This window comes from Leptolyngbya sp. PL-A3, from assembly GCF_039962325.1.
In the GTDB taxonomy this organism is placed as follows: domain Bacteria; phylum Cyanobacteriota; class Cyanobacteriia; order Elainellales; family Elainellaceae; genus Vacuolonema.
Genome location: NZ_JAMPLB010000003.1, coordinates 159283 through 185580 on the forward strand (window position 1 = coordinate 159283; position 26298 = coordinate 185580).

The 26298-nt window shown below is 50.9% G+C and carries 21 protein-coding genes; 16 read left to right on the plus strand and 5 right to left on the minus strand.

Annotated elements, in window-relative coordinates:
* Positions 1 to 62: 62 nt before the first annotated feature.
* Positions 63 to 1088, minus strand: coding sequence for an HD domain-containing phosphohydrolase (locus tag NDI52_RS04155; RefSeq protein WP_190772628.1), 1026 nt, complete (start codon positions 1086 to 1088; stop codon positions 63 to 65).
* A gap of 442 nt (positions 1089 to 1530) precedes the next feature.
* On the opposite strand from NDI52_RS04155, the gene NDI52_RS04160 reads away from it, so the two are divergent.
* The 5 genes from NDI52_RS04160 to NDI52_RS04180 all read left to right on the plus strand — a co-directional run bounded on the left by NDI52_RS04160 (position 1531) and on the right by NDI52_RS04180 (position 7832).
* Positions 1531 to 2403, plus strand: a complete 873-nt coding sequence (locus NDI52_RS04160; RefSeq protein ID WP_190772627.1) for a sulfurtransferase — start codon at positions 1531 to 1533, stop codon at positions 2401 to 2403.
* A gap of 443 nt (positions 2404 to 2846) precedes the next feature.
* Positions 2847 to 3365: an NYN domain-containing protein gene (locus NDI52_RS04165; RefSeq protein ID WP_190772626.1), complete on the plus strand. Its 519-nt coding sequence runs from the start codon at positions 2847 to 2849 to the stop codon at positions 3363 to 3365.
* A gap of 396 nt (positions 3366 to 3761) precedes the next feature.
* A complete protein-coding gene (locus NDI52_RS04170) occupies positions 3762 to 5384 on the plus strand; it encodes a 2-isopropylmalate synthase (protein ID WP_190772625.1) in 1623 nt (540 codons plus the stop codon).
* 419 nt (positions 5385 to 5803) lie between these two features.
* A complete protein-coding gene (locus NDI52_RS04175) occupies positions 5804 to 6571 on the plus strand; it encodes a carbohydrate ABC transporter permease (protein ID WP_242035959.1) in 768 nt (255 codons plus the stop codon).
* A 736-nt stretch (positions 6572 to 7307) separates the two neighbouring features.
* On the plus strand, positions 7308 to 7832 hold the full coding sequence (locus tag NDI52_RS04180) for a hypothetical protein (RefSeq protein ID WP_190772623.1): 525 nt from the start codon (positions 7308 to 7310) through the stop codon (positions 7830 to 7832).
* An 85-nt stretch (positions 7833 to 7917) separates the two neighbouring features.
* Here NDI52_RS04180 and NDI52_RS04185 read toward each other — a convergent pair whose 3' ends face one another.
* From NDI52_RS04185 to btpA, 3 genes are all read right to left on the minus strand, one after another.
* Positions 7918 to 11112 (minus strand): tetratricopeptide repeat protein, encoded by a 3195-nt coding sequence (locus NDI52_RS04185; RefSeq protein ID WP_190772622.1) that lies wholly within the window; start codon positions 11110 to 11112, stop codon positions 7918 to 7920.
* Between the two features lie 418 nt (positions 11113 to 11530).
* A complete protein-coding gene (locus NDI52_RS04190) occupies positions 11531 to 12511 on the minus strand; it encodes a vitamin K epoxide reductase family protein (protein WP_242045925.1) in 981 nt (326 codons plus the stop codon).
* Positions 12512 to 12640: 129 nt separating this feature from the next.
* A complete protein-coding gene (gene btpA / locus NDI52_RS04195; RefSeq protein ID WP_190772631.1) occupies positions 12641 to 13498 on the minus strand; it encodes a photosystem I biogenesis protein BtpA in 858 nt (285 codons plus the stop codon).
* A gap of 524 nt (positions 13499 to 14022) precedes the next feature.
* On the opposite strand from btpA, the gene rimO reads away from it, so the two are divergent.
* The 5 genes from rimO to NDI52_RS04220 all read left to right on the plus strand — a co-directional run bounded on the left by rimO (position 14023) and on the right by NDI52_RS04220 (position 20154).
* Positions 14023 to 15390, plus strand: a complete 1368-nt coding sequence (rimO, locus tag NDI52_RS04200) for a 30S ribosomal protein S12 methylthiotransferase RimO (RefSeq protein WP_190772621.1) — start codon at positions 14023 to 14025, stop codon at positions 15388 to 15390.
* Between the two features lie 9 nt (positions 15391 to 15399).
* A complete protein-coding gene (locus NDI52_RS04205) occupies positions 15400 to 16866 on the plus strand; it encodes a DEAD/DEAH box helicase (RefSeq protein WP_190772620.1) in 1467 nt (488 codons plus the stop codon).
* Between the two features lie 342 nt (positions 16867 to 17208).
* Positions 17209 to 17613 carry a GNAT family N-acetyltransferase gene (locus tag NDI52_RS04210; protein WP_190772619.1) on the plus strand — a complete coding sequence of 135 codons (405 nt, stop codon included), beginning with the start codon at positions 17209 to 17211 and terminating at the stop codon, positions 17611 to 17613.
* Positions 17614 to 17861: 248 nt separating this feature from the next.
* Positions 17862 to 18650 carry a 3'-5' exonuclease gene (locus tag NDI52_RS04215; protein WP_190772618.1) on the plus strand — a complete coding sequence of 263 codons (789 nt, stop codon included), beginning with the start codon at positions 17862 to 17864 and terminating at the stop codon, positions 18648 to 18650.
* 163 nt (positions 18651 to 18813) lie between these two features.
* Positions 18814 to 20154 (plus strand): S-layer homology domain-containing protein, encoded by a 1341-nt coding sequence (locus tag NDI52_RS04220; protein ID WP_347280079.1) that lies wholly within the window; start codon positions 18814 to 18816, stop codon positions 20152 to 20154.
* Positions 20155 to 20487: 333 nt separating this feature from the next.
* On the opposite strand, the gene NDI52_RS04225 is transcribed toward NDI52_RS04220, so the two are convergent.
* Positions 20488 to 21252 (minus strand): DUF6817 domain-containing protein, encoded by a 765-nt coding sequence (locus NDI52_RS04225; protein WP_190772707.1) that lies wholly within the window; start codon positions 21250 to 21252, stop codon positions 20488 to 20490.
* 669 nt (positions 21253 to 21921) lie between these two features.
* Here NDI52_RS04225 and NDI52_RS04230 point away from each other — a divergent pair.
* From NDI52_RS04230 to nblB, 6 genes are all read left to right on the plus strand, one after another.
* Positions 21922 to 22680, plus strand: coding sequence for a histidine kinase (locus NDI52_RS04230; RefSeq protein WP_190772708.1), 759 nt, complete (start codon positions 21922 to 21924; stop codon positions 22678 to 22680).
* Between the two features lie 182 nt (positions 22681 to 22862).
* Positions 22863 to 23045: a YqaE/Pmp3 family membrane protein gene (locus NDI52_RS04235; protein WP_190772709.1), complete on the plus strand. Its 183-nt coding sequence runs from the start codon at positions 22863 to 22865 to the stop codon at positions 23043 to 23045.
* A gap of 107 nt (positions 23046 to 23152) precedes the next feature.
* Positions 23153 to 23575, plus strand: a complete 423-nt coding sequence (locus NDI52_RS04240) for a phage holin family protein (protein ID WP_190772710.1) — start codon at positions 23153 to 23155, stop codon at positions 23573 to 23575.
* A gap of 178 nt (positions 23576 to 23753) precedes the next feature.
* On the plus strand, positions 23754 to 24797 hold the full coding sequence (locus NDI52_RS04245; RefSeq protein ID WP_190772711.1) for a M42 family peptidase: 1044 nt from the start codon (positions 23754 to 23756) through the stop codon (positions 24795 to 24797).
* Positions 24798 to 25030: 233 nt separating this feature from the next.
* Positions 25031 to 25504: a CBS domain-containing protein gene (locus tag NDI52_RS04250; protein ID WP_190772712.1), complete on the plus strand. Its 474-nt coding sequence runs from the start codon at positions 25031 to 25033 to the stop codon at positions 25502 to 25504.
* A 115-nt stretch (positions 25505 to 25619) separates the two neighbouring features.
* Complete coding sequence (nblB, locus tag NDI52_RS04255) at positions 25620 to 26282, plus strand: phycobilisome degradation protein NblB (RefSeq protein ID WP_190772713.1); 663 nt, start codon at positions 25620 to 25622, stop codon at positions 26280 to 26282.
* The last annotated feature ends 16 nt before the right edge of the window (positions 26283 to 26298 follow it).

Consider the following 26298-nt stretch of genomic DNA (forward strand, 5'->3'; position numbering starts at 1 on the left):
GCAAGAGAGTAGGCTGACCCACCCCCTTGCCAAAAACCATTTGGCTTAGCTCATACTTAACGCTATGTCCGCGTAGAAGCAACCAAATTCGGCTGTGGTGCTGGTTCTGTAGCAGATTGTGGTGTGCCCTGCAGAATGAAGGCAGCAAATTTTTCCATCAACTCAGGGTTACGCCAGCCCCGCTGGGTTTCCTCCCGCATGACTTGAAGGGAGGCTGCCGGTTCCAGTGCAGCTTTATAGGGGCGTTCGCTGGTCAAAGCGTCGTAGATGTCGATCATCTGGAATACCTGAGCCAGGAATGGAATACTATTTCCTGACAGCCCATCAGGATAGCCTGATCCATCCCATCGCTCGTGATGGTGACGGATAATGGGCACAACCCCTCGCATCGTGCGGAGTGGCTCGCAGATGCGCTCGCCAATCAGGACGTGCTGCCGCATGATCTCCCACTCCTCCGGTGTCAGCTTCTCCGTTTTCAGCAGAACATGGTCTGGAATGCCAACTTTGCCGATGTCGTGAAGATAGCTTCCCCAGACCAAATCGCGAATCTCGGCCCGCGACAGGTTGAGAAATTCCCCAAAGGATTGGCCCAGGTTTACCAACCGTTCGCAGTGATCGCCTGTATTGGGATCGCGGCTCTCAATCGTGCGAGCAATGGAAAATAAGACCTGCCCTGCGTGGTCCAAATCTTCGTTGAGCCGCTTCTGTCGGACCAGAGACTTAACTCGGGCAGACAGCTCAAGCTGGTCAAAGGGTTTGGAGAGGAAGTCATCGCCGCCTGCTTCGATCCCTCGCAATCGCGCTCTCCGATCGTTCAGAGCGGTGACAAACACGACGGGGATAAGCCGTGTTTGCTCATCCTGCTTGAGCCGTCGACAGACTTCATAGCCGTCCATCCCGGGCATCATAACGTCAAGCAGGATTAAGTCTGGATTTATCTCAATGACGGATTCCAGGGCTGCCAGACCATTCTCGGCCTCTAGCACGTCATAACCTTCAACGGAAAGCAAGGCAACCGCTGTCATCCGGCTAGAGGGATGATCATCAACAACCAGAACTTTAGGATTGTCAGAGTCTCGACCGCTCACTAGAAAAAGTCTCTCTCGAACGACTGTGTTCTTAACGCTGGTTTGGAGAATATCAAAACCGATTCAGTCGGTTCACGAAGGGCGTGGATGGATTCTCTCAGTATCTGCAATGGAAGGGATTCCGGAAATCAGGTTTTTTACGGAGATTTACTGGGTTATTTCCCGGAGCTAGGATGAGAAAACGAAGTCTTATCTACGGGGATACTCCTTATAAAGTAGTATTCCCCACAGTTAGATATTTTGAACGAACGTGTATTTTACACTTTTGTTAAGCTGAGAAATCGTTCGGAGGTTTACTGATCGGAGATTTGTTGAGTAGCCGCGCTCACTCCGCTCAGCGTTTGATAAATGAGGGCTTCAAAATTTTCTGAAGGAACAGAAGAATAAAATCCTTCCTGTTCTTCAAGTGTTTCTAAATTCAATGATATCGTCAGGTTTCGTTATGGCTAGCAGTCCAACACCTTACTTTCCAGGGGATACGTCAACCCTTGTTTCCGCGACCTGGTTGAAAGACCATATCAGCGAACCTAACCTTATCATTGTGGATTGCCGCTTTTCTTTGGACAATCCTGCTCTAGGAAGAATTCAATATGAAGAGGGTCACATACCGGGTGCTGTGTATTTTGACCTGAATCAGGATTTGTCGAGCGTGCCACAAAAACATGGTGGCCGGCATCCCCTTCCCGATCTTGCAGACTTGGTTAATAAACTTGCAGCCGCAGGCATTTCTTCAGAAGACACAGATCATCCCAGCCATGTTGTTGTCTATGATGACTCGCGGTTCGCGTTTGCAGCCCGGTTCTGGTGGCTGTTGCGTTACCTCGGCCATGAGCGAGTATCCTTGTTGGACGGTGGATTTCAAGGGTGGCAAAAAGCCGGATTCCCGATGACGACAGACCTGCCGACGTCATCAGTGGGGCAGTTTCGACCCCGTATTCAGCAGGATTGGGTGGTGGATCGAGAGCAGGTGCAAATGGCTCAGACACACTCCTCAGTCGTGCTTGTAGATTCGCGGACGGGCGATCGCTACCGAGGTGAATTTGAACCGATTGACCCAATTGCGGGGCATATCCCTGGCGCTGTTAACTATTCCTGGTTAGAGGTGACCGATGAGCAGGGGTATGGGCGATCGCCTGAGGAACAACAGCAACGCTGGGCTGGTCTACCAGAGGAATCTGATCTGATTGTGTACTGTGGTTCTGGGGTTACAGCCTGCGTCAATCTATTGTCATTGCAGTTGGCTGGACGACCAGAAGGCCGACTTTATGCAGGCAGCTGGAGTGATTGGTGTTCTTACCTGATATCACCTCTGTGAAGCTATAAGAACAGCTAAAGTCCTCTAAATTAGAACAAAAATGAGGTCAAAGTCTCCACCTTCTGACCCTAAAACTCTCGCCCCAGTTCCAGCCAAAATCTTGATTCTGCTGCTACTTTGTAATGGCAGAATTTAGGTTTAGGGCGTTGATGGAAACTATGAAAGTATATAGAAAATGAAGATATGCCTTAAGAGGTATTGCAATGGAGTAAATTCTGCAAAGCTGCTTCTAAAGGCAGTTCCACCCCTTATCCTGAGTTGTATAGTTGAGTTTAGGAACTCAAACTAAAGACTGCTATGAGGTGAAAGCGACATTCTTTGCAAGCTTAAGCTAACATTACGATACGTGTATTTTTGGGATCGCAAGGTCTGAAATTCTAAAAGCCATTACTTGGCTGTCATTGCTTAATTGAACTCTACGTACGCTTAACTATAAGGTTTATATGCCCTTAATGAACCGTCTTTCCATTTTTGTGGACGGCAACAATATGTTCTATGCTCAGCAAAAGAATGGGTGGTTTTTTGATCCCAAACGAGTTCTGAGCTTTTTCCAGAATGAACAACCAGAAACAACGCTAATTAATGCATTTTGGTACACGGGTCTCAAAGACCCTCAAGACCAACGAGGATTTCGAGATGCTTTAATTAGTTTGGGTTACACAGTTCGAACGAAGATCTTGAAAGAGTACTACGACGACACGTCGGGTAAGTATTCGCAAAAGGCCAATCTCGATATTGAGATTGTGGTTGATATGTTTAACACGGTCGAGCAATATGACCGGGTTGTTTTGTTTAGTGGCGATGGGGATTTTGAACGAGCGATTGAGTTGTTGCGCTCAAAAAATACCCATATTACCGTTGTGTCGACTGAGGGTATGATTGCTCGGGAACTACGGAATGCAACAGACCGTTATATTGATCTCAACGACATCCGGATGTCTATTGAAAAGCTAGACAACTAATTTATACCGGTTAGCCCAAGTCTAATAAGCATAGCTTATTTTTCTCAAGCTTTGTGTTCTGTTGTGATAGATGTTCAGAGAGGCTTGTCAGGGCTTGGTAACTCGGAGAATATTTAGAGTCCTTGAAAGGATTGATCCTCCGTATGCGCTGCACACGGAGGATCAAGTTTTCAAACACCCTCTGAATTAGCCAGGTCGAGCCTTAGAATAGCGATAGTCTCATTTGGGAATGTGGGGTTTAGGGCTCAGGGGATTGCTTCAAAATCACCCGATGCCTTGCATCCTCTAGCTCTGTCAGGGGAGGAGCGGCTTTTCTTTTCCTGGCTATGATACTGAGATTCGCCGGGGTTCCCGTACTCATTTATCGTTTTTGACTTTTTAAGGTCATACCTGATCATGAACACTCAATCGAAGCCAGAACGGATCATCATTTTCGATACCACTCTCCGTGATGGAGAACAGTCTCCTGGTGCAACGCTCAATGTGGACGAAAAACTGGCGATCGCCCGTCAACTGGCTCGACTGGGTGTGGATGTCATCGAAGCCGGGTTTCCCTTTGCGAGTCCGGGCGATTTTGAAGCCGTCCAAAAAATTGCGGAGCAAGTGGGTACTCCCGATGGCCCTACCATTTGTGGCCTAGCCCGGGCAACCCAGCAGGACATTGAAACGGCTGCTCGTGCTCTGAAACCTGCGGCGAAAGCTCGGATTCATACCTTTATCGCGACCTCTGATATTCACCTAGAATACAAACTCCGCAAGAGCCGTAAGGAAGTGCTGGAGATTGCTCCAGAAATGGTGGCTTATGCCAAATCCTTTGTGGATGATGTAGAGTTTTCGCCGGAAGATGCAGGCCGTTCTGATCCCGAGTTTTTGTATCAGGTGTTGGAGCGGGCGATCGCCGCTGGAGCTACCACGATCAATATCCCTGACACAGTCGGCTACCTGACACCGAGCGAGTTTGGAGCTTTGATTAAGGGGATTAAGGAGAACGTTCCCAATATTGATCAGGCGATTATCTCGGTGCATGGTCACAATGATTTGGGGCTGGCGGTTGCCAATTTTCTAGAGGCCGTTAAGAATGGCGCTCGACAGTTGGAATGCACGATTAATGGTATTGGTGAGCGGGCCGGAAACGCGGCTCTCGAAGAGCTGGTGATGGCTCTGCATGTTCGCCGTAAATACTACAACCCCTTCCTGGGGCGGCCTGAGGATTCTGAGGAGCCGCTGACCAACATTGATACACGCCAGCTCTACAAAACCTCACGCATGGTTTCGAATCTGACGGGGATGTTGGTGCAGCCTAACAAGGCTATCGTGGGAGCGAATGCTTTTGCCCATGAATCGGGGATTCACCAGGATGGTGTGCTGAAGCACAAGCTGACCTATGAGATTATGGACGCCCAATCCATTGGCTTGAACGATAACCTGATTGTTCTGGGTAAGCACTCTGGTCGAAATGCCTTCCGCACCCGTCTGCGGGAGTTGGGCTATGACCTGGGTGAGCAGGAGTTGAATCGAGCATTCCTGCGGTTTAAAGAACTGGCGGACAAAAAGAAGGAAATCTCAGATTGGGATCTGGAGGCGATCGTCAATGACGAGATCCAGCAGGTACCCGAGCTGTTTAAGCTGGAGCACGTGCAGGTGTCCTGTGGTGATCATGCCCGTCCCACTGCAACGGTTACCGTGCGTCTCCCCGATGGTCAAGAATTAACGGATGCTGCCATTGGCACAGGCCCCGTGGATGCGATCTACAAAGCCATTAATCGAGTTGTCGATATTCCCAACCAGTTGATTGAGTACTCGGTGCAATCGGTAACAGCAGGGATTGATGCGATCGGGGAAGTCACGATTCGTCTGAAGCATGAGGATCGCATGTTCTCGGGCCATGGAGCCAGCACCGATATTATTGTGGCGTCGTCTCAGGCTTACATGAATGCCCTGAATCGGCTCTATACAACTCTGCAAAACGGTAAGGCACTACACCCTCAGCACGATTCTGTGCTGCCGTCAGTTAATTAATACCGATTTTCTCGTCTACACAGCGTCAGGGGTGTTGCGCAACGCGATGCCCTCTGACTGCATCTGATGAGGTTCTGTGCGAGGATGATGCCATTGTTCCATCCAGGCTGGCGTCTATAGCAATGTGCAAGTGCGTTAAGTACAGTAACGGTGGTGTGGGGCATGAAGTGCCCTATACCACCGTACTTAATCACGTGCACAGCGCTATATTCTTTTAGGAAATTGCTAGCCTGGATGGAATCTTTGAGTAACGATCAAAAGGATAACGGGGAATGACGGGAGAATCTTCAATCCAGAATGAGGCTCGGGCGCGCGATCGCTCCTCTTCGACTTCAGCCTCCCAATCTGGACTGGCTCCCAAGCGAGAGCTTTGGGTGAAAGTTGGGCTTTATGTGCTTCTGGTGGCGATCGCCCTCGGTATGTTGTTGCCGCTTATCTGGCTCGTCAGCACTGCTTTCAAAGCGCCTACGGAAGATATCTTTCAATTTCCGCCCCGATTTATTCCCGAAACGCCAACTCTAACGAACTTTGTTAAGGTCTGGCAGACGAATCCGTTTGGGCGTTACCTGTGGAACAGTACCCTGGTCGCCGTGTTGACGGTTACCCTCAATCTTCTTTTCTGCTCCCTGGCCGCCTATCCCTTAGCGAGGCTACAGTTTCGTGGGCGGGAGGCAATTTTTACCCTGGTGGTTGCGACCATTCTGATCCCATTTCAGATCGTGATGATTCCGCTGTATATCTTGACAGTGCAGCTGGGGTTGCGGAATACGTATTTGGGAGTTGTGTTTCCGGCGATCGCCTCGGCTTTTGGCATCTTTCTCTTACGGCAAGCATTTCAGGGGGTTCCTAAAGAGCTGGAAGAGGCCGCTCGTATGGATGGCTGCTCAGAGTTAGGGATCTGGTGGCACGTCATGCTGCCATCTGTAAGGCCTGCCCTGGTGACCCTGGCGATTTTCGTTTTCATCGGTTCCTGGAGCGACTTTCTGTGGCCATTGATTGTACTTGACCAGCCAGAGCGTTACACGCTGCCCCTAGGGGTTGCCAAACTAGCCGGTTCTCTTTCAGGAGATGACTGGCGGCTTATTGCAGCAGGTTCTGTAATCTCGATTGCCCCGATTTTGCTGTTATTTATTATTGCCCAACGTTATATTGTGCCGACTGACACGGGCAGTGGTGTAAAGGGTTAGGGCTTGCTTTCAAAGGTTTTCTCGTGCGCCTCGCGCACGAGAAAACCTTTGAAAGACGCCTCGGCAAAAAATTACTTCTACTGCAAACAAGGCTTCTGATTTCTTAAGGGGTATGCTTCTGATTTTGCCTTGTATAAACAAAAGAGGTGAAAATTGAGTAAAAATTAATCTCATGGAAACTATTTCGTTCTGGCAGAATTTACATTTCTAGCCTCAAATAACTGGTCTGCATATTGTTTTTCTATTTTTAGTCGTAAAATCTTCCATTTTGCGGAATAGGGTACAGCAAAGCTGTATCTTTTGAAGATTCCGTGTGCTGCGAAGCAAAATTTCAATCTCACCTATCTTTTTCTGCTAAATATTTGAGGCTCCTCCATAGCAATGGATTGAGGGTTTCTATCGAATTTTTGTCGGACTTATGAATCTAATATCCTGGTAGTGCGGAGTATCTTCTTTTGCGACTCCGTACAATTGCGTAATTTCTCTTGGTTTAACCTTAAAGTTATAGTGAAGAACTGGTCAAATATAATGAGGCTGTTATACTAGGATGAATCTTCAGTCTCCCATTGTTTCCCTGTAATTACGTAGCTATAGCTCGGCTCACGTCACAAGTGGCGGACTCAAGATACCTGGGCAGAATTGCAAAAATTCTTCCTTGGGTCTGCTTTCTCCAGAATGGCCACTTATAGGCTTCTGGAATATTGCCCGAATTGCTGAAAGAGAGAGCGAAAGGATTATGCGAGATAAGAGCGATCGCTATCAAGTGCAGGTCAACAACTCTCCCAGAAAACCCAAGCGCTTAGGTGGATATTTGCTGGAAGCAGGGTTGTTGACCACCGACCAAGTGGATGTTGCTTTAAACGATCAACAGGCTACAGGGATGCGGTTTGGTGAGGTTCTAGTGGCTCGGGGTTGGCTTAAAGAGCAAACCATTGAATGGGTGATGCGGCGTATTATCATGCCTGAGCGCGAAGCCTATACACGTTGGGAGAAAAGTCAGCAAACCCTTGTGCAAGAACGAACGGTGCTTCAACCCCGCTTGGCTGCCAAGCAAGCCATGAGTAAGATGGCTCAAGCAGCCTCTCAGCCCGCATTGGAGCCCAAAACCAAACCTGCACCAGTCAATAAGGCTCCGACTACGACCTTTGGTCCGTCAACCACTACGTCATCTGTAAATGGCCTCGGGCGTCGAGAAGTTCCCATCGCTAAACCACTTCCTCCTGTGAATTCTTCTGATAGCGATGTGAGTTGGGTTGGTTGATCTCTCATCTTGGCTGTAAGAACGAAGCAGGCTGTTGGTCTTCATAGAAAGACTAAAGCAGTGGCTTGGGTTTCTGTCCCTCCTGCTAAAACTGGCTGCAAAAGTCCGATAGCGTACCCAGTTCCCCTTCTTCCGAATGGGCTTCTTCTACTGCGCGGTGACCATTGCTTGAGCCATTTTCTGCCATTTCCAGGTTTGGGACCATCTCTTCCGATGCCGCTACCAAGGTAGCGGGTTCCGGTGATTCCCATTGGAATGGGTTTAGTTCCTCGGCATCATTTAGGTCTTCCAGGAAGTTGGACAGGGTGAGTGTCGAGGGATCGGGAGCGCCCTGAATGTGGAGAGATGGACTGCCGTTCAGGATGAGCGGTAGGTTTTCCCCAAGGGAGCCATTCGGCCCTACGGAGGCGATCGCTCTAGGTTCCTCTTTGATCGCTTCTTTTGAGGGGGTGGGTTCCTGTACAAGTTCAGGCAACTCATCCTCTTCCGATTCTTCATCATCGAAGAGGGAGGCGAGGGTTTGCATAGAGGCAAACGCGAATGAGGTGCTATCGTCTGGGTCGGCAGCTACTTCTGGCTGAGGGGCAGCTTCATCAGCAGGGGGAGCGTCTGGTGCGATCGCCTCTTCAACCGGGGTAACTTGGGGCAGGCTCGCCTGAGGGGGTTCGGCTACCAAGTTTTCGGATGGGGCAGGTTCGGCACCTGGATGTGCACTCGCACCTGAGGGCTTTGGGTCGTTTACGAGCGGCTCCTGTGTCGTGGGGGGCTCTACGGGAGTGGGCATAGATTGCTCTAACTGTTGCAGGTAATTGAAAACCTTGCGGGCGTTGATCTCATTGCCACGCTTTGTAAACAGCTCGAGGGCTTTGTTCAGGTCGGCGATCGCCCCATCATAATCTCCTTTCTTGGGCCGAGCTAGGCCCCGGTAATAGTAGAGGATGGCCGAGTCTGGGGTGAGCCGAAGGGCTTCGGTGTAGTCAGCGATCGCCCCTTCTAGTTCACCAAACTTCTGGCAGGCCATGCCTCGCAGGAAATAGGTAACAGCCGACTGTTCATCAATGCGTAGGGCTGCACTGTAGTCAGCGATCGCACCCAACTGATCCCCTAATTCTGAGCGGATGTAGCCCCGGTTGCAATAGGCTGCCGTTTGTTGAGGATTGACCTGAAGGGATTGATTGAAATCGGCAATAGCGTTCTGGCGATCGCCCATGTCATAGCGGATGATACCCCGGAAGTTAAGAGCAAAAATATCATCAGGGGTGACAGCGAGAATCTGGTCACAGTCTTCCAGCGCTCCCTGGCGATCGCCCAGATCGAACCGAGTGTAGGCACGGTTCCAGTGAGCCGCCGCATCATTAAGCCGCAACACCGGGTTATCAAATCGCTGGATAAACTGTTGGATCGCTTCGTCGTCCGTAGTCCGTAGCTTTAGCTCTACTTCGGGCAGGTTTGTCGCCCCGACCATGGCTTCCTCCAGCCCCAGCACAGCGTACTCGCGATCGGATACCAGGAAGTTCTCCCGTGTGCCCAGAATCTTGAATTGCAGCACTTGAGGGTATGTCCGCTTCAAATGGAGCAACTTTTGCAGCGTTGTTTGCAGGTCATCCTGTATGTCTGAGTGGAGTTGCCAGCGTTGGTGAATTGGCTTGAGCAGGCGCTCCTGAGTGCGATCGGCCTGGTGGCACCAACCGATATCCAGCCGACGGTTTTTCTGCAGGAATGCCTCCATACGACCCATCAGGTCGTCATCCAAAGATACCTGGCTGGACCATGGAAGAATGACGATCAAGCGCTCCTGGGATCGCTCCAACGCCTGCTCTAAAACCGAACGGCTATTATGAAGCTCATCTTGCCCTGGGCTTCCTGAACTACCCTCAGCTCCTGCTAGGGCCTTCAGATCCAGAATAAATTCATACTGCGGTCCTTCGGGATAGCTCTGAAGCTGGCGGTTTACCTCCAATAATTCCTGCCGTAACACGGCCTCTACCTGGGCTTGGAACTCAGAACCATCAGTGGGCAGACTGCTGAGTTGTTGGCTAATTTGAGCCATCTCCTGATGCAGCATTGCTTCCAGACGCGACTGGAATTCTTGTTGAGCTGGAGGAGTGGCAGGGCCTGTACTGCGTGAGCCAGCATCTCCATCGACCATCAAGTTCTGCAGTTGGTCGTTGAGGGCTTGCAATTCTGCCCGCAAGGTTTGCTCTACCCGTGTTTGGAATTCTTGCTGCTGTTGCAGGGCTTTCACCTGAGCAACCAGACCTCCAAAATCCCGTTTGGGCACCATATCAGACACGACCTTCAGCAATTTAGCCACTTCCCGCTTGAGGGAGGTGGGATCAAACGGCGGTGGTAATTTCTGGAACTGCCGATTGAGATGGTTGATCTGATTTTGCAGGGAGGTCAGGCTGGACTTGGTGGGGCGTGTCTGAAGCTGCTGACTAATTTCCTGTAATTTACGCCGCAATCCTTCTTCTGCTTCAGATTGCGATTCCTGCTGTTTCTGAAGAGACTGCAACTCCGTAACCAGGGTACTCCAATCCCGCTTGGGTACCAGGTCGGCCACCACACGCACTAGCTCGGTGACTTCTTGCTTGAGGGCTGTGGAATCAAACGGTGGCGGCAGCTTCTGGAACTGGCGATTGAGATGGTTGATCTGATCTTGTAGGGAGGTCAGGGTGGGCTTAGTCTGGTCGGCCAGGCTCTGAAGGTTACCCTGGAGCCGCTGGCTGTCAGATTGAAGTTGGGCGATCGCCCGCTCTAAATCCTTAAACTTGCCTGCTGCTGACAATTGCTGGAACTGGGCCGTTAAATTGGCAACCCCATCATTCAGGTTGCTGTACTGATCTCGCAGGCCATCCAGATCCTCACGGACAGTACCGAGATTGAGCTGCTCAATCACTTGCAGCACCGATTGAACTCCCTCTTGCAGGGTTCTAATTTCCCCGGCCAGGCGCTCAGCCAATTCCCGGTTCTTCACCAACATCGATTTCCGCAGGCTACCAATGGCTTCAGGCGTTGGCAACGTTTGAATCTGTTGCTGTAGCAACTCCAGGTTTCTGGAGACTCGCTGGTCAATATCCTCTAGGGACTTATTTGTATTCTGCTCGGCCACCTGCTCCATCCGGTTGCGGTTGGCCAGATTGAGCAGAATTAATAGCGAGAGTGGAGCCGAAGAGTAGAAAAACTGTGAGGATGCGAACGAAACAACGGATCCTAAGCCTAACCCCAAGAGGGTGGCGTACTCTGCAATATCTAACCAGTGGTGCTGCTTCTTCTTCAAGGTGATATGCCCCAGATGTAATGCGCCGTGAGACCCTGAGAGAAGCCCCTCCCGGCATAGTGTGAGGTAAATCCACCACCGCAGTTCTCTGTCTAGACTGTCAGAAAATATCCGGGGAAACAGCCGAGATGTGAGGTGGATTTATTCATTTATTCCGTCCTTTTTCTGGGGTATCAGGAAACAAGTTTAATTATCAATTCCAGTTCAGGAACCAAAGTATGAAATATGTGCTAGCGTGCCCGTCCTGTTGTATGTGGGACTGGCATATTTTTGTTGTAACAAGATTTTGTGAAGTAACCGTTTGTTCATTTGGGTGAACAGAACTATAAAAAGAGGGCAGGTACTTCGTACCTGCCCTCTTCTGAATAAAAAGAGGGCAGGTACTTCGTACCTGCCCTCTTCTGAAATAGCTATTTGCCTAACCACCCAATGTGTTTTGGAAATTGGTTGGCCCCGTGTATCCAGAGAGTTCCGCTAACCGCTGTAAGCTCTGACGTCCGGAGTAATATTGTCCGTTGATTTCCCAGGAGGGATAGCCCTGAACTTCAGGAATGGAGCGGCAGAGGTCGGTCTGGGAGTTGGCTCCCTCGGGATCGCACTCCACGTAGTTAATTTTGGCGAAGGCTTGCCGCCCAAACAATTCTTTCTGTTCATGGCAGTGGGGGCACCAGTAGGCCCCAAACATCCGGGCACCCGTCTTAGTCAAATGCTCAGCCAGTGCCATTTCGGCGTCGCCAGATATATTAATTGTTGGTGGCCCTACCTGCCCATCGGGAGCAGCGGCCGTGTTTCCACTGTTGTAGATGCCCAGGGTGCCTACCAGAACGACAACGCTAACGAGCGCTCCTGTAAAAAAGAGCTGACCTACATCGTCCCAAACTCGACCTAACAGAGTCAGGACGAACATGGCAGTAGCGCAGATGGCAGAGGCCAGACAGTAGTAACAAAGCCCTTCTGCTCCATACTTAGCCACAAATTCCGAAAACATGATGTACATCAAATAGCCGCTGAACACCAGCATGGCTGTTGATCCCAGGAACAAAAACGTCCAGGTGGTGTTTTCCAGGTCGCTTCGCAGCTTTTTGTTGGTATCGGGGTTCACCAGAAGCGGCCCCAGGGCAAAAATGGCCATTGCCGTGTAAGCCAGTAGCCCAAACAGGGCTAAAGGTTGGCCAAACATCTCGGCATAGCGACTAGATAGCACCTGCTCACAACCACTGGTGGGGCAAATGGCTTCCCCGCCCAGTAGCTTCGTGTAAGTGAGGTAGCCCGTGTTCACGATGCCTAGAATGGCGATCGCCCCAATAATAGGACGCGCCCAACGTTGAATCCACGGGGTTTGACGTCGGCGGATCATAAACCCAGATGAGATAGATTTTTCTACCCTATTCTGACGCATGATGCGAGCCTCGAACGAAATTTCCAGAAAGCTCCAGAAAACTCCAGATGCGAACGATGGGGCCGAATTTGTAAAGATAAAAAAAGAGTGGGAACATTAGCCCCCACTCTTTTTTTAAGTTTTTAAGCTTTAAAGTGTTTCTGAAACGGGGAAGGTTGGCATCGGCGGAGTTAAGCGGGGATCTGCATTAATGGAGCGTTCCATTGCTTCCACAAACTGGCTTACCCGAATTGGATCAATCGGCTGTTCAATCTGTCCGCGTCGTTTCAGCGAGCTTGACACGATTACCCCATCCGCCGCCTGAATCAGCCGAGGGATGTTATCCCAGTTCGCCCCACTTCCAATAAAAACAGGTGTTCCGTTGGCCGCGGCGCTCGCCAACTCCAAATCCTCCAAGCTAGGAGGACTACCTGTGGCCCAACCCGACAGGATGACCCCATCAGCTAAGCCACGCTGAATCGTTTCTTGAACGGCGGTCGTAAGATTTGGAGAGCCCAATGGGCGGGCATGTTTTACCAGCACATCAGCCAGAATTTTGACATCGCTGCCCAATTCTCGCCGATAGCGCAGGAGCTCATGAGCTTGCCCTTCAATCAACCCCTGGTCAGTGGCCATGACCCCGGTGAGCACATTCACACGAATGAATTGAGCTTCCACACAGGAGGCGATCGCCATTGCACTCCGAGCATCATTCCGTAACACATTGATCCCCACGGGAATGGTGACCAGATTCATGAGGCGATGCACGGCCAAACTGATAGCACTGACCACAGCCGGGTCAACGCTATCTTTCGGAAAAGGTGCATCGAAAAAGTTCTCAATGATCAAGCCATGCACGCCACCCGAAGCCAGGGCAACAGCTTCCTGTTCGGCCCGTTCGATAACGGCCCGGAGGCTGCCTCCCCAACGGGGTGACGTGGGCAGGGGCATCAAGTGCACAACCCCAATAATGGGGCGATCGGTTTTAAAGATTTGCTTTAGGTCCACGTTGCCTGGCGTTTTGGACTCTTGAAACGTACAAATAGTCAGCGGTAGCCCGTTGAAACGAGCACCCACAACCCTATCACTTTAACAGGAAGCGGTACCGGGCATCTGAATTTGAACATGAACAGTCATGCTCACAGGGGTATCCGTTCTTAGGGGTGTGAAACTTTTCCGAGACGGGCATTCTGCCTATCTACTAAGTTTTAGGTAGGCAGACGCCGCTTTACAACGTTGTTCAAACGGATAGGGACGTCAGTTCGACGAAAATTGTCTCTTTCTAGAAAGGAGAGGCCACGCCGTGGTTTTGTCTCCCCTCTCCAGGAATATCCAAAAAATGTGTAGTTATGTAATGCATCTATGCGTTAAGATATCTTGCAGGAGACGGATGCGATTGCAACAGAGGGATCTTCTCATCAGAAAACCAGGAGGCAGTCTCTGCCATGTCTGGGTTTGGCGATCGCTTCGACTGAAAAGGGTGGATGATCCTTTGACCGTTCCACAGATTATTCAGGATTCGCCATAACTGCATGGGAGATAAGCCAACAATTGCCGTGTCCCACCTGGGCTGCGAGAAGAACCGTATCGATACCGAACACATGCTGGGTTTGCTGGTACAGGCCGGCTATTCAGTAGACTCCAACGAAGAATTGGCAGATTACGTTATTGTGAATACATGCAGCTTTATTCAGGCCGCCCGTGAGGAATCGGTGCGTACCCTGGTCGAGCTGGCAGAAGCGAACAAGAAGATTGTGATTACGGGCTGCATGGCTCAGCACTTTCAGCAGGAACTGCTCGACGAGATCCCTGAAGCTGTAGCTGTTGTTGGCACCGGAGATTACCAAAAGATTGTCGAAGTCGTGCAACGGGCTGAGGCCGGGGAACGGGTCAAGGAGATTTCCAAGGAACCCACCTTTATCGCCGATGAGACGATTCCGCGTTATCGCACCACCACAGAAGGGGTGGCGTATCTGCGGGTGGCAGAGGGCTGTGACTATCGCTGCGCCTTTTGCATCATTCCCCACTTGCGGGGAAATCAGCGATCGCGCTCCATCGAGTCCATCGTGACCGAAGCCAAGCAATTGGCAGCGGAAGGGGTTCAGGAAATCATTCTGATTTCCCAGATCACCACCAACTATGGCCTTGACCTCTACGGCAAACCCCGCCTGGCCGAGCTATTACGGGCTCTAGGTGAGGTGGAAGTGCCCTGGATTCGGATGCACTATGCCTATCCCACCGGACTCACCTCCGATGTGATTGCCGCCATTCAGGATACGCCGAATGTACTGCCCTATCTGGATTTGCCCTTGCAGCATTCCCATCCAGACGTGCTGAAGGCGATGAATCGTCCCTGGCAGGCCGATATCAACGATCGCCTGATGGATCGCATTCGTGAAGCGATGCCGAATGCTGTGTTTCGTACCACGTTTATTGTGGGTTTCCCCGGTGAAACCGATGCCCACTTTGAGCACCTGACGCAGTTTGTAAAACGCCATGAGTTTGACCACGTGGGCGTGTTCACCTTCTCTCCGGAAGAAGGGACCGCGGCCTACGACCTGTCCAACCAGCTTCCTCAAGATGTGATGGATGCACGACGGGATCAACTAATGGCAATCCAACAACCCATCTCCCTCAAGCGTAACCAGGCTGAGATTGGCCGTGTGGTGGATGTGTTGATCGAACAAGAAAATCCCGGCACAGGCGAAAAGATTGGGCGATCGGCCCGCTTTTCTCCCGATGTGGATGGCCTGGTCTATGTCCAGGGTGATGCTCGTCTCGGCACGATGGTGCCGGTACTAATCGAAGGGGCTGACCCCTACGACCTTTATGGACGGGTTGCTGATGTTCAAACTCAACTTCGAGGCGCGCTCAGCCGTGTCTCGGCTGAAACTCGATGAGGAAACTAAATGACAATTTCTTTTGCTAGCTTGGGCCTGTCTGAGGCGCGTGTTCGTCACCTAGAAAAAGCTGGATTTACGACTCCCACCCCCATTCAAGCTCAAGCGATCCCCCATCTGCTGTCCGGCCGGGACGTGGTGGGCCTAGCACAAACGGGTACGGGAAAAACCGCCGCGTTTTCTCTACCCATCCTGGAGCAAGTGAACCTGAATCAACCTACGGTGCAGGCGCTGATTTTGACGCCCACCCGTGAACTGGCGCTTCAGGTCTATCAATCGATTCGTACTCTGAGTACCGATCGCCGCCTTTGGGTCCTGCCCGTTTACGGTGGTCAGGCGATTGACGCTCAAATTAACCGTCTGCAACGGGGCACACAAATCGTTGTGGGTACCCCCGGTCGTGTGCTAGACCTCCTCAAGCGGGGCGATCTAGTACTGAATGACTTGAATTGGTTGGTACTGGACGAAGCGGATGAAATGCTCAACATGGGCTTCATTCAGGACGTTGAGAAGATTCTGAGCAAGGCTCCGGCCCAGCGTCAGACCGCCTTCTTCTCGGCCACGATGGATCCAACCATCCGCGAATTGGCTGCCAAATTCCTACAGACTCCTGTATCCGTACAGATTGAGCAGCCCAAGGCGACCCCCACTCGGATTAACCAGATTGCCTACATGGTGCCCCGTGGTTGGACCAAGGCTCGTGCCCTGCAACCCATCCTCGAACTGGAAGATCCCGAATCTGCGCTGATTTTTGTGCGGACCCGGAAGACCGCCGCGGATCTGACCCGGCAACTGCAAGCGGCCGGCTACAGCGTGGATGAATACCATGGCGACCTCAGCCAGTCTCAACGGGAGCGTCTGTTGCTCCGCTTCCGTCAGCGTCAGGTGCGCTGGGTAGTGGCGACCGACATCGCAGCTCGGGGTCTGCACGTTGAAGACTTGACCCACGTGGTCAACTTCGATTTGCCCGACACCGTAGAAAGCTACGTTCACCGGATTGGTCGTACTGGTCGTGCCGGTAAAGAAGGTACGGCGGTATCGATTGTGCATCCCCTGGATAAGCGTAAGCTACGGGAGATCGAGCAGCACACTCGGCAGCGGCTCGAAATCGGCCAGATTCCAACTCGTGCCGAAATCGAAGCGCGTCATCTGGAGTCGCTGCAGTCGCAATTGCGGGATGCGTTGGTGGGCGATCGCCTCGCCTCCTTCCTCCCGATCGTGTCGAACCTGAGCGAAGAGTACGACATTCGGGCGATCGCCGCGGCAGCTCTGCAAATGGCCTATGACCAGACCCGTCCTGCCTGGATGCGGTCCGATCAAATCTGGGTAGATGAGCCCACAGAATCTCCCCGGCCTCGCTCTTCGCGGTCTCGCTCTGGCTCTGGCTCTGGTTCTGATGTGCCTCGGCCTCAGAAGAAACCGATCCCGCGTTCGCGCCCTGCTTCGCCGCAGCATTCGGCTCCCAAGTCCCACTAATTTGCCTGGTTTTGAGGGGCATTGCCCCTCAAAATTAGATGATTGCCGGGCTTTTCAAGTATCTTGAACCCAAGGCTAATAGGGAGCGAATAGCTATTCGCTCCCTATTCACTTTTGAAGCCGTTTTCTATTTGAAGCCTAAAGGCTTGCTGCTTCAGTTTGAGCGAATACTCGTCCGTTTAAGTTGGTCTGCATTCAAACATGGCTTGATCCCTGCCGCTTTCCCCCAGAGTTTGCTTTGAAAGCTATTCTTCATATGCGAAGCGCATAAAAACGTTCCTTTCAGCCAGCTTTAAAACACTTTTTAGTATCAACTTTCCGTAGTAAGTAATCGCAACAGTAATGATTACGTTTTCAGAGAAGCGAGATATTTCAATTGATAAAATTCTTTCGTTATACGAAGCGAACAGTTGGTCTTCGGCTCAAAAACCTCAAGCTCTCTATCAAGCATTGATAAATTCCCATAGTTTAGTGTCGGCGTGGGATGGAGAGAAACTGGTTGGAATTGGTAATGCAATCTCCGATGGATTTTTGGTTGTTTATTATCCCCATCTTTTAGTGAGTCCAGACTATCAGGGGCAAGGTATTGGTCGAGGGATGATGGAGATTTTGAAGAAGCGGTATGAGGGGATGCATATGCACATGTTGGTCGCCGATCAGGAGGCGATCACCTTCTACGAAAAATGTGGGTTTACAAGGGCCGGGAAAACAGAACCCATGTGGATATATGCAGGTGATGATCACTAAAAATTATGGAGCGATCGCCCTAAAAAAACATTGCGGTTAACTGTTTAGAAGCCTTAGAAGATTTCTGCATCAGAATTTACCCGTGATGTGGGTGCTTTGCCCGGTTCGCGGGCAAAGCACCCACATCACGGAGGTAATTTTATTACTGGAAATTTTCTTAACAGGTGCCTGAAATTGTTAGTAATTGAATATACATGGTGAGATAAGGACTCGTTTTCGTGGGGAAACAAGAGAAATTCACTGGAGCTATGCTCTCCTCTGATCTGCTGGCATTTTATCGGCAGATTAGCCAGCGGCCTTTGACAGTAGTGGATTTAGAAACAACAGGCCACATTCCGGCCTATAACCGGATCACTGAAATTGCTATTCTTCAGGCTCGGCTGGAGGATGGTGTTTTCTATCGTCAAAGTACGTTGGTCAACCCAGAGACACGCATTCCTGAAAGAATTGTGCATGTTACTGGGATTACGAACTCCATGGTTTGTGAGGCTCCGGTGGCAGCGATCGCCCTTCCCGATTTCCTGTCATCGCTCAACCAGGGGGTCCTCACGGCCCACAACTTAGCTTTCGATTACGGCTTTCTTCAAGCCGAATATAAACGTCTCGATCAGGAATTTGTCCGTCCTGCCTCAGAACAGCTTTGCACCGTGGAACTAGCGCGGCTCATGTTATCCGACTTGCCCTCCCGCAGTCTGCCGGCACTGGTGCGTCACTTTGAGTTTGCGGTAGGGCGATCGCACCGGGCGGCGGCAGATACGGAGGCGTGCTGGCTGTTAGCAGAAAGGTTACTGACCGAGATTCAGAACGAATCCGATGCGGCCTTGTTGCGGCGATTTTCCCGACAGTGGATGCCCCTGAAATTAGCGGCACAGTTGTTAGGTTGCTCTCAAGGGGAAGGGCGATCGCGTATGGAAAAAGCCGGAGTTGAGTATCGCTGGTCAAATCGGGGCCAGGGAAGCGTGCCCATGTATCGCCGGGGAGATGTTGAACGGCTCTACGATGAGGAGCAAGGCGGGGCCCAATTGTCGTTTCTTTAACCTGCAGTAATAGCTGTGGGCTTGAGGACAGAGAGGCTGCATGTGGCGTCTCTATCCCAAAAATGGTAGTACGTTATTTCTCAAGCTAGAAAATTGCGCCGACACGTTATCCGATGCGCTAGCGTAGGAGTGCTGTTACAAAACATTAGGTTAGGGCTACATCGTGGTGCGACGTTCAGCAGTGTGGGCTGGAATCCTGATGGCGGTGGTGCTGCCGCTGAGTTCCTGTGCAGGCGGAGGGCTACAGGGAGCCTTTGCTCCTGACCCGCAGTTGCAACAGGGGACAAACGATCTGCAAGCCACGGCCAATTTGCCGCCAGATTTTCCTCAGGAGATTCCGCAGTACCCGGGGGCCGTGTTGCGATCGGTCACGGGTGACAGTAGTGGAACCAGTGGAGCGACTTCCCAGGTGCAGACCCTGTGGGCAACGCGAGATGCTGCGGCGCAGGTGGCGCAGTTTTACCGACAGGAGTTTCAGAAAGATGGCTGGAGCCTGGAGTCGGACAACGAGACACGCCTGTTTGCCACCCGAGATGGATTGGAGGTGCGTCTGGTACTCGCGGATGCGTCTCTAGCTGGCAGCCCCTCACCTGAGACGTCACCTGATTCCCCTCAGGCTTCCCCAGAAGGCAGTCCTTCCCCTTCAGTGTCCCCCAGTCCTGAAGCCTTGACGGAATTTACCCTGAGCTACGGTTCTTCGGGTACGACCGCCGATGCCGCACCAGGAGACGCGACGGTTGGAAGTGCTAACAATGGAGAAACAGAAGCACCTCTGACGGATAGTTGGGCAACCCGACCTTCTCCTAACGCCTCTGCGTCTGCTCGTCCTAGCCCTGCCGGGAGCCCACAAAGTTTTTCGGATATTGATCAGGCTCCTACGGAGTTGCGTTCCTACATTAGCGACCTGGCGAATTTGGGGGTGCTGAAAGTGACGCAAAACCCCGAGGAGTTTAAGCCGAATCAGACGATCACCCGGCGAGAGTACGCGCGATGGTTAGTCGCAACGAATAACGCGTTATTTAACGATGCGTCAGGGAAGCAGATCCGGTTGGCAGTGGCGAGCGATCGCCCCACATTCCAGGATGTTCCTACCTCCGACCCGGACTTTGCCGCGATCCAGGGCTTGGCGAACGCGGGGCTCATTCCCAGTCCTCTATCAGGTAGCAGTACCACCGTCCGTTTCCGCCCCAATGATCCGCTGACTCGGGAGGACTTAATACTCTGGAAGGTGCCATTGGATACGCGGCAAGCATTGCCCCAGGCAAGCCTGGATGCGATTCAACAAACCTGGGGTTTTCAGGATGTGGGCCAAATTGAACCTCGGGCTCAAAAGGCGGTGCTGGCGGATTTCCAGAACTCAGATTTGTCTAATATTCGCCGGGCATTTGGCTTCACTACATTGTTCCAGCCGAAAAAGCCCGTCTCTCGTGCTGAAGCCGCTGCCGTGCTCTGGCATTTCGGCACGGAAGGCGATGGAGTCAATGCAACGGGCTCTGCTGGTTAGCTCTAATAAACTCTAAGACAAGGGGTGTTTTCAGTCACGCCCGTTGTCTTAGGAGATTTCCAGTAATGAAATTACCCCCAGAATGTTGGTGCTTTGCTCGCGAAGCGGGCAAAGCACCAACATTCTGGGTAAATTCTTATGCAGAAACCTCCTTAGAGACGGTTTGAAACGCTGATTTTCTGTGACATAGCGCATGAAAAATCAACGTTTCAAACCGTCTCTTACCCGTTTAAGGAGATTTCTGAGAAACAATATCCCCATTATTTGGAAAAAAGGCGCGGCGAAGCCGCGCCTTTTTTCCAAATAATGGGGAAGTTCTTATCTGGAAATCTCCTAAGTGCGCAAGAAGGCTCGGGCTTGTTTGAGGCTTGAAACGATTGGGCTAGGAAGCCGATTTTTAAGGATTTGCCACTGGGCTGAGGACGATTGGGCCTGAGGCGAACTGTTGAAAGAGACCTTTTCGTTACGTTTCAGGACATTGGGAACAGCAACGGTAGTGCTTTCCTGGAAGGTTTGACTGAGTTCTTTTACCAGAGATGCATAGCCTAAGATGTTACCTATTTTGGTAGCCAGAGCAATTTCGTCTGCTATAGGAGCAGTCTCTAGCTTCTGGCAGTAAAGCATCCCGAAATCCAAATGATCTTCCAGATCATTAGCAAGGCGTATGAGAATAATTTGCTGTTCAACTGGCGTTAGCGTTGAGATGTTCTCAAGGGTTTTCTCCATAGACTGCACGTTCCATGGAAAAGCCGTGTAGTGTGCTATGAGGGATTCTATTTCTGCGCCAACAGCAGCGATGACAGTCTTCTGGTTTGTCTTGGTTACTCCGTTGCGATCGCTGCCAAAGTTTCCCTGAGCATAGGCAGCATGGAGAAGACCTGCTACAACAACCTGGATGGGAGCTTTTTGGGCTACAAGGATGCTGGCTGTTCCTACCAGGTGTGCCAGAAAGGGTTTGCCATTTGCGCGATAACGTCCTGAGAAGAGTGTGATAGCGAGTTCGTATCCCTTCAAGACATACTGCAAATCGGGCTCAGAATAATTAGCCTCAACTAGCTGATTGTAAAGCTGTAAATTCGTTTGGGCGTAAGCGTGCATGGTTGTACCCCAGATGAATTTTAATAGCCCGTCAACAGGATGATTTGAGAATAAAGTAATGCTAACTTTATAGCCCGTTATTTATATCAGTATCGGTTAAAAGACATAGATGTCGTTCTTGATGAATTTTAGGAATTCGAGTTTTTGTACATTCAGCCGATATAGAAGCCAGTGCTCTAAGTTTTAGTTTTGGATCTGTACAGGAAGGTAGTCTCTTACTAAGTAGAACTATCAGACTCCCTGTGGTTAAAGCGCGTAATGCTATATCAAGAAGATGTGTTTCTTAGAAACGTATGAGTGGATGGATGGCGATCGCTCTTCAGTCGCTCATACAGAAGAAACTTGTATTAAAAGCTACCTGATTTACGGCAATTCAACCAAGGGGTTATTGGCTTAAATCTATCTAAATTGCTATTTCGGCTACTCCTATTTACGGTTGAATGCTGAAATGTTTTGCATCTAAAAAATAAACATTTTTATTAACGGTTAAGGGATAGTTCGGTTTACCGCATTCGGTGCGGTTTTTACTACCTGTTTTTGCGCATGTACCGAACTCAGGATATAAGCATATAAAAGTTTCGCTTGGTAGGATTAAAGCGTTGTCGGGAAATTGGATTCGAATCGGATACGATGACCTGGCGGCCTGTCATTGCGTGAAGGAGAAAGCTTATGTCAGGCTCGATTCGAGATAGAGTTTCGGAAGATTTGCAGAAAGCAAAGTCAGAAGGTGGGTTGCGTAGTGATCGCATCAAAGCCATTGTGAAAGCAGCGGTTTCTCAGGCGATCGCTGAACTGAAAGAAGGCTCTGGCGAGATTGGTGTGATTGCTCGAGATGCCATTGCCGCCGTTGCTGATGACGTAAAAGAAAAAGGCCAGGATGCTGCTGAGAGCCTGCGTGCGTCAGTAGAAGGGGCCGTCGAAGGAATTAGCGAAAAACGCAAGCAATCGATCGCCCAAACCCAGGCCCAAGTTGATATATTGCAGGGCGAAATCATTGAGCAAGAGCAACAGCTTCAGTCGGACATCGAAGGTGCTCTCGTGAAGATTGAAGAAACCAGTAATGAGAACGACAAAACTCATCTGCAAGCTGTTATTGCATCCGTCATTGCTAATCTTCGGGATACTGAAGCCTTTGCTTCAATGCAAGAGCAATATGGCAAACTCAAAGCCCAGCTAGCCATATTAGATGCCAATTTGGCGGCTCGCTATGGCGAACGTTATGAAGATGTTAGAAAGCACCTGGATACTGCTCGGGTATGGTACGACGACTCCAAAACCAAAATGGAGCAGAGCGGAAATGCCCCAGGCCATCAACAAAAGGTTGAATTTGAGCAAAAACTGAGCGATCTAGGTACTGCTCTGGCTCACAAAGAAAAGCAAATCAAAGAAAAACTGAAGGATCTGTGGATAACCTCTAAAAAACTGTAAATGGGCCCATCGATATAGTTTTAAGGCTGTCGAAAGATAGATCCTCTCAAGACGCCTTTCATTAGATAGGTGGCTACACAAAACCAACAGGTTATCTCTATAAGAATCTGTGTAGCGCCTGGTATGGAGTAAGCGCTTGTAAACGCTTTTTAAGTCCTTCCCATGATTACAAGGAGATTCGTATGAAACTCGTTCGTTTCCTGTTTGCTGTTTTAATTCCCCCCGTTGGCGTGCTGCTGACCTATGGCTTTGGCCCCACTCTTTTAATTAACGTTGCGCTGACAGTTTTGGGTTATGTTCCTGGCATCATCCATGCAGTATGGGCGATCGCTAAGCATGACGAAAGACTGGGCGAAATTCGCTAATTCACCTGTAGCTTCTGCCTGTTCCAGGCAGAGCTACAAGAGGTGAATCGCTGTTGATAAATCGATTTAGTGTAAACGGTTCAATTTCAATTTGGGAGTAAGAACCTATGTTTGGATATTTTTTGACTACTTTGATTACGGCGTTGAGCCTGTTAGTGGTCGACCTGATAGTGCCCGGTGTAAACCTGGCTAACTTCCCTGCGGCCATTGTGGCAGCGCTTGCCATTGGTTTCGTCAACGCTTTCGTGAAGCCCGTTCTCAACCTGTTGTCCTTGCCTGTTAACTTCCTGACTCTGGGTCTGTTCTCCCTGGTAGTGAACGGCCTGTGCTTCTGGTTGGCGTCTGTCCTGGTTCCTGGCTTTATCGTGTCCGGGCCTTTGGCCTTCCTATTTGGCCCCGTTGTGCTGTCCTTCGCCAGCACCTTCCTGAACAACTACTTTGTTGCCAAGCGTAGCCCTGATGCGATCGCAGGCAGCAACCGCGCTCCTCTCAACACCCCTGTTAAAACCACCACGGGTGAGAACGCTTAGATAGATGCCATGATTCGGAACTGTGAGAGTTCTGGATCTCCCTGTCTCCTTAAATCCCTAACGGTTTGGGGATTCCGAGAAAGCCTGAATATAGAATGTGCGCGGTGCTCTGTGCCGCGCACATTCTATATTTGGGTCGTTAACCTGATAAGTAGCTCACCACCTTCCTGAACGCACTATGAGTTTAGATTTCGATGCTCTCTTCAATCGCATTACCGAATTAGTTCTGTGCCACTCACCCAGTGGTGTGGAGTCAGAGGTGGATGATTGGCTGCTTGCGAAACTTCAGGCATTGGGGGTGGAATGTTGGAAAGATGATGCCGAGAATGTTGTTGCCAAAATTCCTGGTCAGGACTCAGAGCGGGCGATCGCGATTACCGGCCATAAAGATGAAATCGGCGGCATCGTCAAAGCCATCGAACCCGATGGGCGTTTGCAGATACGGCGTCTGGGTGGAGCATTTCCCTGGGTGTATGGGGAAGGCGTCGTGGACCTGCTGGGCGATCGCCAAACCCTCAGCGGCATTCTCAGCTTTGGCTCCCGTCACGTCTCTCACGAATCGCCTCAAAAGGTGCAGCAGGAGAATGACCCGGTACGCTGGGAGGATGCCTGGGTCGAGACGAAACGGGATCTGGTGGAACTGGAGGAGGCCGGCATTCGCCCTGGCACCCGTATGGTCGTCGGCAAGCACCGCAAACATCCCTTTCGCCTGAAGGACTATATTGCCAGCTATACCCTCGATAACAAAGCCTCTGTCGCTATCCTGCTAGCCCTGGCCGAGCAACTTAAAGAACCGCCACTGACGGTCTATCTTGTCGCCTCTGCGAAAGAGGAGGTAGGCGCGATCGGTGCCCTCCACTTTACCCTCCGCAATCGCCTCGCCGCTCTGATTGCGCTAGAAATCTGTCCCCTTTCACCGGAATATCCGATCGAAGATGGACCCGTCCCCGTTCTCCTGGCCCAAGATAACTACGGCCTCTACGACGAATTTTTGAACCAGGCGATCGCCACCGCCGCCATGGAAGCCAACATCCCCATCCAATTCGCTACCATCAGCGGTTTTGGCAGCGATGCCTCCATCGCCATGAAAATGGGTCACGTTGGTCGTGCCGCCTGCCTCGGATTCCCAACCCAGAATACGCATGGGTATGAGATTGCGCATTTAGGGGCGATCGCCAATTGCATCCATATTCTGAAGGCTTTTTGTGAAATGGGATTTTGAAAGGCAGAGGGTAGGAGGGAAGAGAAAGAAAGTAATGGGTAGAAAAGAATTACGAAGGATTAATGGTCTTCTAACCTCCACCTCTAATCTTCTTTCCTTTGCCTTCTGCCTCCTGCCTTTCCCCTCCAACCGACTCATCCATGTAAAAACCTGTAAACCCCAACCGTCCCCTCTCCACAATTCCTTACAATGAGGCGTATACGGTTTAACACATTGAAATTTTTAGGATCTTTATGACAACAACGGTTGCCGCAGTCATGACCCGCGATCCGATCGTGGTGACTCCGGAAACGCCTCTGAAAGAAGCCATTCAGTTAATGGCGGAGAAACGCATTAGTGGCTTGCCTGTGCAGGATACAGCAGGGGGGCTGGTGGGTGTCATTTCAGAGGGGGATTTGATGTGGCAGGAGTCGGGGGTAACACCACCTGCTTACATCATGCTGCTGGATAGTGTGATTTATTTGGAAAACCCCAGCAGATATGATCGGGAATTGCACAAAGCCCTGGGGCAAACCGTGGGTGAAGTCATGACCCGTGCCCGTCGCAAAGGGGATTTGGTAACCGTAACGCCTGAAACTGAACTGCGAGATGCTGCCAACCTGATGCATGAGAGAGATGTACATCGGGTGCTGGTGGTAGAAGGCGAAAAGCTGGTGGGCATCCTGACCCGCGGCGACATCATTCGCCACATGGCCTCTACGATTTAGACCTGAGCTGTTATTTGAGCGGGTCTTATTGGCCTCTTCGGCTCACCCAGAGGGTGTGCCAATCGTCACGCTATTTCAACTGGTTATAAATTCACGCTTTAGGAGTGGGGAACGCATGAGTGTTACGCCAGAGTCAGTCAAAGCATTGCTAGAAGCTGAAGATTTTGGTCAGCGGTTACGAGGGGTAAATCAACTCCGGGAACTGGAACCAGCAACGGCTTTTGACCTGATCCAACCTGTCATCACCGATAGCAATGTGCGGGTGCGCTATGCAGCCGTGAGCCAGCTTTCCTCGCTGGGTGGACAGGATCGAGACGTATCGTTGCAGGTGTTGCGCGATCGCCTCAACAATGACCCTGAAACCGATGTCAAGGCCGCTGCCGCCGATTCCCTGGCCGCTCTAAAATTGACGGAAGCCTTTGACGATATGCAAACGGTGTTCAACAGCACCCAGGAATGGTTGCTTCAGTTCAGCATTGCCGCTGCCCTCGGTGAATTGGGCGATCCTCGGGGGTTTGAGCTGTTGCAGAACGCTATCCAATCAGAGAATGAGTTGGTTCGAACGGCAGCCATTGGAGCTCTAGGCGAACTGGGTGACCCTCGGGCAATTTCGCTGCTGGCCCCATTTGTAGAAGATTCTGACTGGCAGGTGCGCTATAGAGTTGTGCAGGCGCTGGGCCGCATGAAGCAAGACCCCGAAGCCCATCAATTAATTGAGGGAATGCTGGGCGACAAGGCGGAACCCGTGGCCCAAGAAGCGCGGAATGCGATCGCCTAATTCGGTCTTAAAACCC